The following is a 5,100-nucleotide window of genomic DNA, read 5'->3' on the forward strand; positions in this document are numbered from 1 at the left end:
CAATTTATACAACGTAATCCTGATGTTGACTCTCCCCTATGGTCACTTTGTGACGGACAAAAAAATAAAAAGTGCGCAACATACTGTTATTCTGGTTATTTCTCAGGAAATAAAAATGAAAATAATACACGAGTTTCGCACCAACAAATAAACAAGTTATTTTTAAGTTCAATTCGACATAATATATAATTCGCAAAAATTGCTAATTAACACATAAGTTATTGAAATAAATATATATTTTATATTATAAAATATCTTACGGATAAAACATTATTTTAGATATTTTTAGAACTTTATATGCCTGTGCGAAACTCGTGTAATATTGATATTGCGTATTGGACTAATTGGGTAAAGCGGCGTATGCATCAGATGTATCAGGTTGCAGAAAAAATAAAATACTTTATTGCCCCTTCCTTTTATTTATACCATCGATATATAACCGATTTTGGGCTGCCGCCTCATAAAATGATTTATTTAGATTATGGTTTTGATTTAGATAGACTTAGCCGTCGTCAACGTCTCTCTAAAGAGGATTTTACTTTTGGTTATATCGGCACCCATATTCCAGCTAAAGGGATTCAACTATTAATTCAAGCTTTTTCTAGGTTGGGAGATAACTGTCGATTACGTATTTGGGGAAGGCCTAGACCGCAAAATACAGCAGGATTACACGTAATCGCCGCAAAACTGCCTTCTCAAGTTCAATCTCGTATTGAATGGTTACCAGAATACTCTAACGAAAAAATCATTAAGACCGTTTTTAATCATGTAGATTGTATCGTTGTTCCTTCGATATGGGTAGAAAATTCACCCTTGGTGATCCACGAAGCATTGCAAGCCCGAATTCCTGTCATTACCGCCAACATAGGCGGTATGGCTGAATATGTCCATCATGAGATTAACGGACTCTTGTTTGAACATCGAAATGAAAAAAGCTTATCTGAGCAAATGCAACGTTTAGTTAATCATCCCTCATGGGCAAAAAAGTTAGGCCTACGGGGTTATATCCAATCGCCGGACGGTAATATTCCGAGTCAAAAAGATCACGTTGCAGAAATAGAGAAAATCTACAAATCACTACTTTAAAATAGTGACATCTATCGAGGAAATTAAAATGAAACTCGGACCATGGCGTATTACCTTCGATACTAACCCTGATGATTGTAATTTAAAATGCATCATGTGTGAAGATCATTCCCCTTATAGTCTCACTCAGCCTAATAGGATAAAGGCAGGTATACCTAAAAGGCGGATGGATATTGATTTAATCAGAAAGATTCTTGCTGATTCCCAAGGAACTCCATTACGAGAAATAATCCCTTCAACCATGGGAGAACCCTTAATTTATCAACACTTTGATGAAATTATTGCATTGTGCCATAAATATAAAATTAAACTTAACTTAACGACTAATGGAACTTTTCCACGAAAGGGCGTTGAAACCTGGGCTAGGGAACTTATTCCTGTTACATCGGATGTAAAAATATCCTGGAATGGCGCAAGTAAAAACGTACAAGAAAAAATTATGTTAGGAAGCCGATGGGAAAAAGTCTTAAATAATTTAAAGAAATTTATCATTATCCGCAATGATTATGCAGAAAAGGGCGGAAATTATTGTCAAATCACTTTACAGATGACTTTTCTCGAAACCAATGTACAAGAATTAGCGAACATCGTGCAACTAGGTATCGATATGGGTGTTGATCGTATTAAAGGTCATCATTTATGGGCGCATTTTAAAGAAATTAAATCGTTGTCAATGCGACGAAATGAAGAGGCTATTTCTCGCTGGAATCAAGCGGTTATTCAAGCCAGAACACTCGCTAATACTCATCGATTACCGAATGGTAATTTTATCAAATTAGTAAATATGGACTTACTCGATAAATCGGCTCACCAGGATTTATCGCCTGGTGGGGTATGCCCTTTTTTGGGACAAGAAGCTTGGGTCGCAACTGATGGACAATTTAATCCCTGTTGTGCGCCCGATAAAGAACGACGTCAATTAGGTAACTTTGGGAATCTGAAAAATCAAACCCTTGCGAATATTTGGCAAAGTCAATCATATGAAGATCTTAAGAAAAACTATATGCAATACGCGGTATGTAAAGGATGTAACATGAGGAAACCGATCAATTTTTGATGACAAAAATACCCAAGGAACGTTTATGGACTTGATAAATTGGCAAAAAACGCAAATTTCTCCGTGCGGAACATTCCATTTGTTGGGGAATATCCCCATCTATTCCTCTCGCTTTAATAAAATTATGAAATACCATGAACCAGGGTTAGCCGCTGTTGAAGATGAATCAGGCGCTTATCATATAAATATTCATGGCTTGCCTAACTATACTCGCCGTTTTTTAGAAACATATGGTTTTTATGAGCGACTTGCTGCCGTTAGAGATAAAACCGGCTGGTTTCATATTAACACGAGTTTCGCACAGGCATATAAAATTCTAAAAATGGCTTAAAAGCAATGATTAATCTGCAAGTTACTAAAAAACATAAATTTTCTTAAATTACAATAAGTTGTATTTGATTTATAAGGTTTTGACTATTTATATATCATGCTGAATTAAACTTAAAAATAGAGCGTTTTTTTATTGGTGCGAAACTCGTGTCTTAATGGCGCTGCGTTTCTTCATGGTGGTTAGCTCAGTAGACCAGCTTCCGATAACTTTATCAGCAAAATCAAACTCGGCTTAGGTTTTTCGAGGTGCCCCGTATTAAAACGGCTTCCTGAAAAAATCCAAAAGCAATTTGAAGAAGAAAAAAGGAAATTACTGAATGAGCATTAAATTCCGCTTCCTCGTCGATGCTGTTCGGTGCTCGCAAGCTGGGCTCCGCCTCAACATCGTCTGTGGGGAGCGGATTGATATTTATTAAGCATTCATTCTGGCAATGACAAAAATAACCACCGCCATCATCAAAAATATCAAAAGGGGGAGTCCAATTGTAAATTTTAAATACTTCACAAATGACTTAACCAGTGCTTGTTCTACGGCTTTTTGTATTATTTTTTCTAATTCTAATGGAGTAATGTTCATTTGTTTAACACTTCGTTTAGTTACTAAGGATTAAATTAGATTTTTGTTTGAAAAATCATTTCTCCAACGCCAAATCAGCATGAAAACCAGTAGATTGATGGGTTGATTTATTTCGTCGTGCCAAACGTTGCAGATTATCCTCAACATCGGCTTGGGTGACCTCTCCGACTATCTGGCCGTCTTTGTCATAACGAAACGCGCCTAACTGGATAAGTGCGCGATAATCAGTATGATGACCAATACTGCCTAAACAGGCTCTCAATCGCCTTCTGGCTATCGGTAAGTCCTTTTCCTTCACTTCTTGCCACATATCTTGCTGGATACCTACTTTCATTGGGCACAACTGATGTTCAGGAAACAGATCTGGCCAAAAGGCACTGATTTGGTAAATCGCTTCCTCTAACGGCAATCGTTTTTTTGGTTGTTGAGGCGGTTTTGGGATTTTAACTTTCACTTCCTGTTTAGGTTTTTCAACCAGCTTCTTGGGCTGTTGTTTTGCTACCTTTTGGGGTTTCGGTTTTTTTGCCTGCTTTTTGGGCGCTGGATTCACCCAGACCTTTTTACCGTAAACAGGGATACTTGAGGTCTGCGTTTCCTGTGAAACCTTTCCAGGGCGATTGAGGCTTAATTTCTGGCGTTCTGTCATGGTTTAATCTTTAAACAGGTTGCTCATTTCAGTATCAGTCAAGCCTGTAAATTTCATCACAGATTGCCTGTCCATGCCACTTTCTAGCATTTGCCGCGCTATCTTCATCGATGCCTTTTTTTCGCCATTTTGTTCACCAATTTGAATACCCTTTTGAATACCCATTTCTTCAATTTGTTGAGCAATAGTCATAAGTGCTCCTTCGTGTTTCTCTGATTGTTTGGCTATCTCAGTAATAAATTCCATGGGTTTTTGAGCATTCCCTTCCTGGATGAGATAATTAAACATCGTGATGACTTGATTATCGGTATAATAATTATACGACAACAGCGTGACAATTTCATTCATAAGCTCTGTCATGTCACGTCGGCGAATGTGTTTTTGGATGAGGGTCAACAAAGCCATTCGCCTATGCTGCATAATTTCACCGTCATCAAGCGAGGTGACATCGGCTAACTTAAAGGGATTGGTGTAGATACTTTCTGCTAATTTTCTGTCACGAAAACAGTCAAACCAATTAGTGCTATAGGGGTGAGGGCTTTGTTCACCGGAGTAAAACAAAATAGGAAAAACGAGTGGCAGTTCTTTATTTCCGGCTTCTAGATGCTTGTGCATAGCAGCCATACTATAACGCATCAATCGCCATGCAATGAGCTTATCGGGTGATGATTGCGCTTCGATTAAAAGATAAAAATAACCTTTACCTTTTTCTGTTTTAACGGAATACAAAATATCACTTTGATAGTTCTTCATCTCACTATCAATAAATGAGCCTGATTCCACTTTGAGGCTATTTAAGTCACAAAGTGATTTAATCTCATCGGGTAACCATATATCAAAAAAATCTTGGGCAGTTTCTTTTTCACTTAAAAACTGCTTGAATACACTGTCGTGTGGCGTTGGGGTGAATTTTTTACTCATCCGATATCTTCAATGATGGCTAGCGTAAGATTGAATTATGGCAAACAAACAGGCTATATTAAATACGCTATTTATTCATTACCTATCAGGTATCATGATCCAGCCATACAAAAACGCACCCTATCTTCTCAGGTGCGCTTATTTTTTGCTATTGGTATCTTTTCATGACTAATCACAAGAAAACCGCTCAAAATCGATTACAGGCGTTTTTAGAGGCATCCTTGAGTTAACTCTGTGCCTTTTTTTCATTTTCAGCAACTTTGGCTAAAATATTTACCAACAATTTATTGATGATAAGTGTCTTTTTCGCTTGGGTGGCGGAAACATACAGCAAATTAACTTCATCTTTAAAACTGGCTTCGTCCATATCTGGGTCAATAATATTAGGAAAATCATTGTTGATTTCGACAATATCCCATTCAAGTCCCTTTGCACGGTGGGCAGTGGTAACGGTAATACTGGCTTCATCTTCAGTATCTACGG

At 37.5% G+C, this 5,100-nt stretch carries 7 protein-coding genes; 3 read left to right on the forward strand and 4 right to left on the reverse strand.

Features of this window, described 5'->3' with window-relative positions:
- Positions 1-303 precede the first annotated feature (303 nt).
- Genes CBG25_RS11815 through CBG25_RS11825 form a run of 3 tightly spaced genes read left to right on the forward strand, consistent with a single transcriptional unit; the run spans position 304 to position 2,474 of the window.
- Positions 304-1,086, forward strand: coding sequence for a glycosyltransferase (locus tag CBG25_RS11815; protein WP_290606826.1), 783 nt, complete (start codon positions 304-306; stop codon positions 1,084-1,086).
- A 28-nt stretch (positions 1,087-1,114) separates the two neighbouring features.
- Positions 1,115-2,143 carry a radical SAM protein gene (locus tag CBG25_RS11820; protein WP_290606828.1) on the forward strand — a complete coding sequence of 343 codons (1,029 nt, stop codon included), beginning with the start codon at positions 1,115-1,117 and terminating at the stop codon, positions 2,141-2,143.
- 25 nt (positions 2,144-2,168) lie between these two features.
- A complete protein-coding gene (locus tag CBG25_RS11825; RefSeq protein WP_290606830.1) occupies positions 2,169-2,474 on the forward strand; it encodes a hypothetical protein in 306 nt (101 codons plus the stop codon).
- Positions 2,475-2,885: 411 nt separating this feature from the next.
- Here the strand turns inward: CBG25_RS11825 and CBG25_RS11830 are convergent, their stop codons facing one another.
- The 4 genes from CBG25_RS11830 to CBG25_RS11845 all read right to left on the reverse strand — a co-directional run.
- On the reverse strand, positions 2,886-3,050 hold the full coding sequence (locus CBG25_RS11830; RefSeq protein ID WP_290606832.1) for a hypothetical protein: 165 nt from the start codon (positions 3,048-3,050) through the stop codon (positions 2,886-2,888).
- A 55-nt stretch (positions 3,051-3,105) separates the two neighbouring features.
- Positions 3,106-3,696 carry a ProQ/FINO family protein gene (locus CBG25_RS11835; protein ID WP_290606834.1) on the reverse strand — a complete coding sequence of 197 codons (591 nt, stop codon included), beginning with the start codon at positions 3,694-3,696 and terminating at the stop codon, positions 3,106-3,108.
- A gap of 3 nt (positions 3,697-3,699) precedes the next feature.
- On the reverse strand, positions 3,700-4,617 hold the full coding sequence (locus CBG25_RS11840; protein WP_290606836.1) for an Rpn family recombination-promoting nuclease/putative transposase: 918 nt from the start codon (positions 4,615-4,617) through the stop codon (positions 3,700-3,702).
- 226 nt (positions 4,618-4,843) lie between these two features.
- A partial coding sequence (locus tag CBG25_RS11845; protein WP_290606838.1) for a 3'-5' exonuclease occupies positions 4,844-5,100 on the reverse strand: 257 nt, incomplete at its 5' end.

The sequence above is a fragment of the Arsenophonus sp. ENCA genome, assembly GCF_002287155.1.
GTDB lineage: Bacteria > Pseudomonadota > Gammaproteobacteria > Enterobacterales > Enterobacteriaceae > Arsenophonus > Arsenophonus nilaparvatae.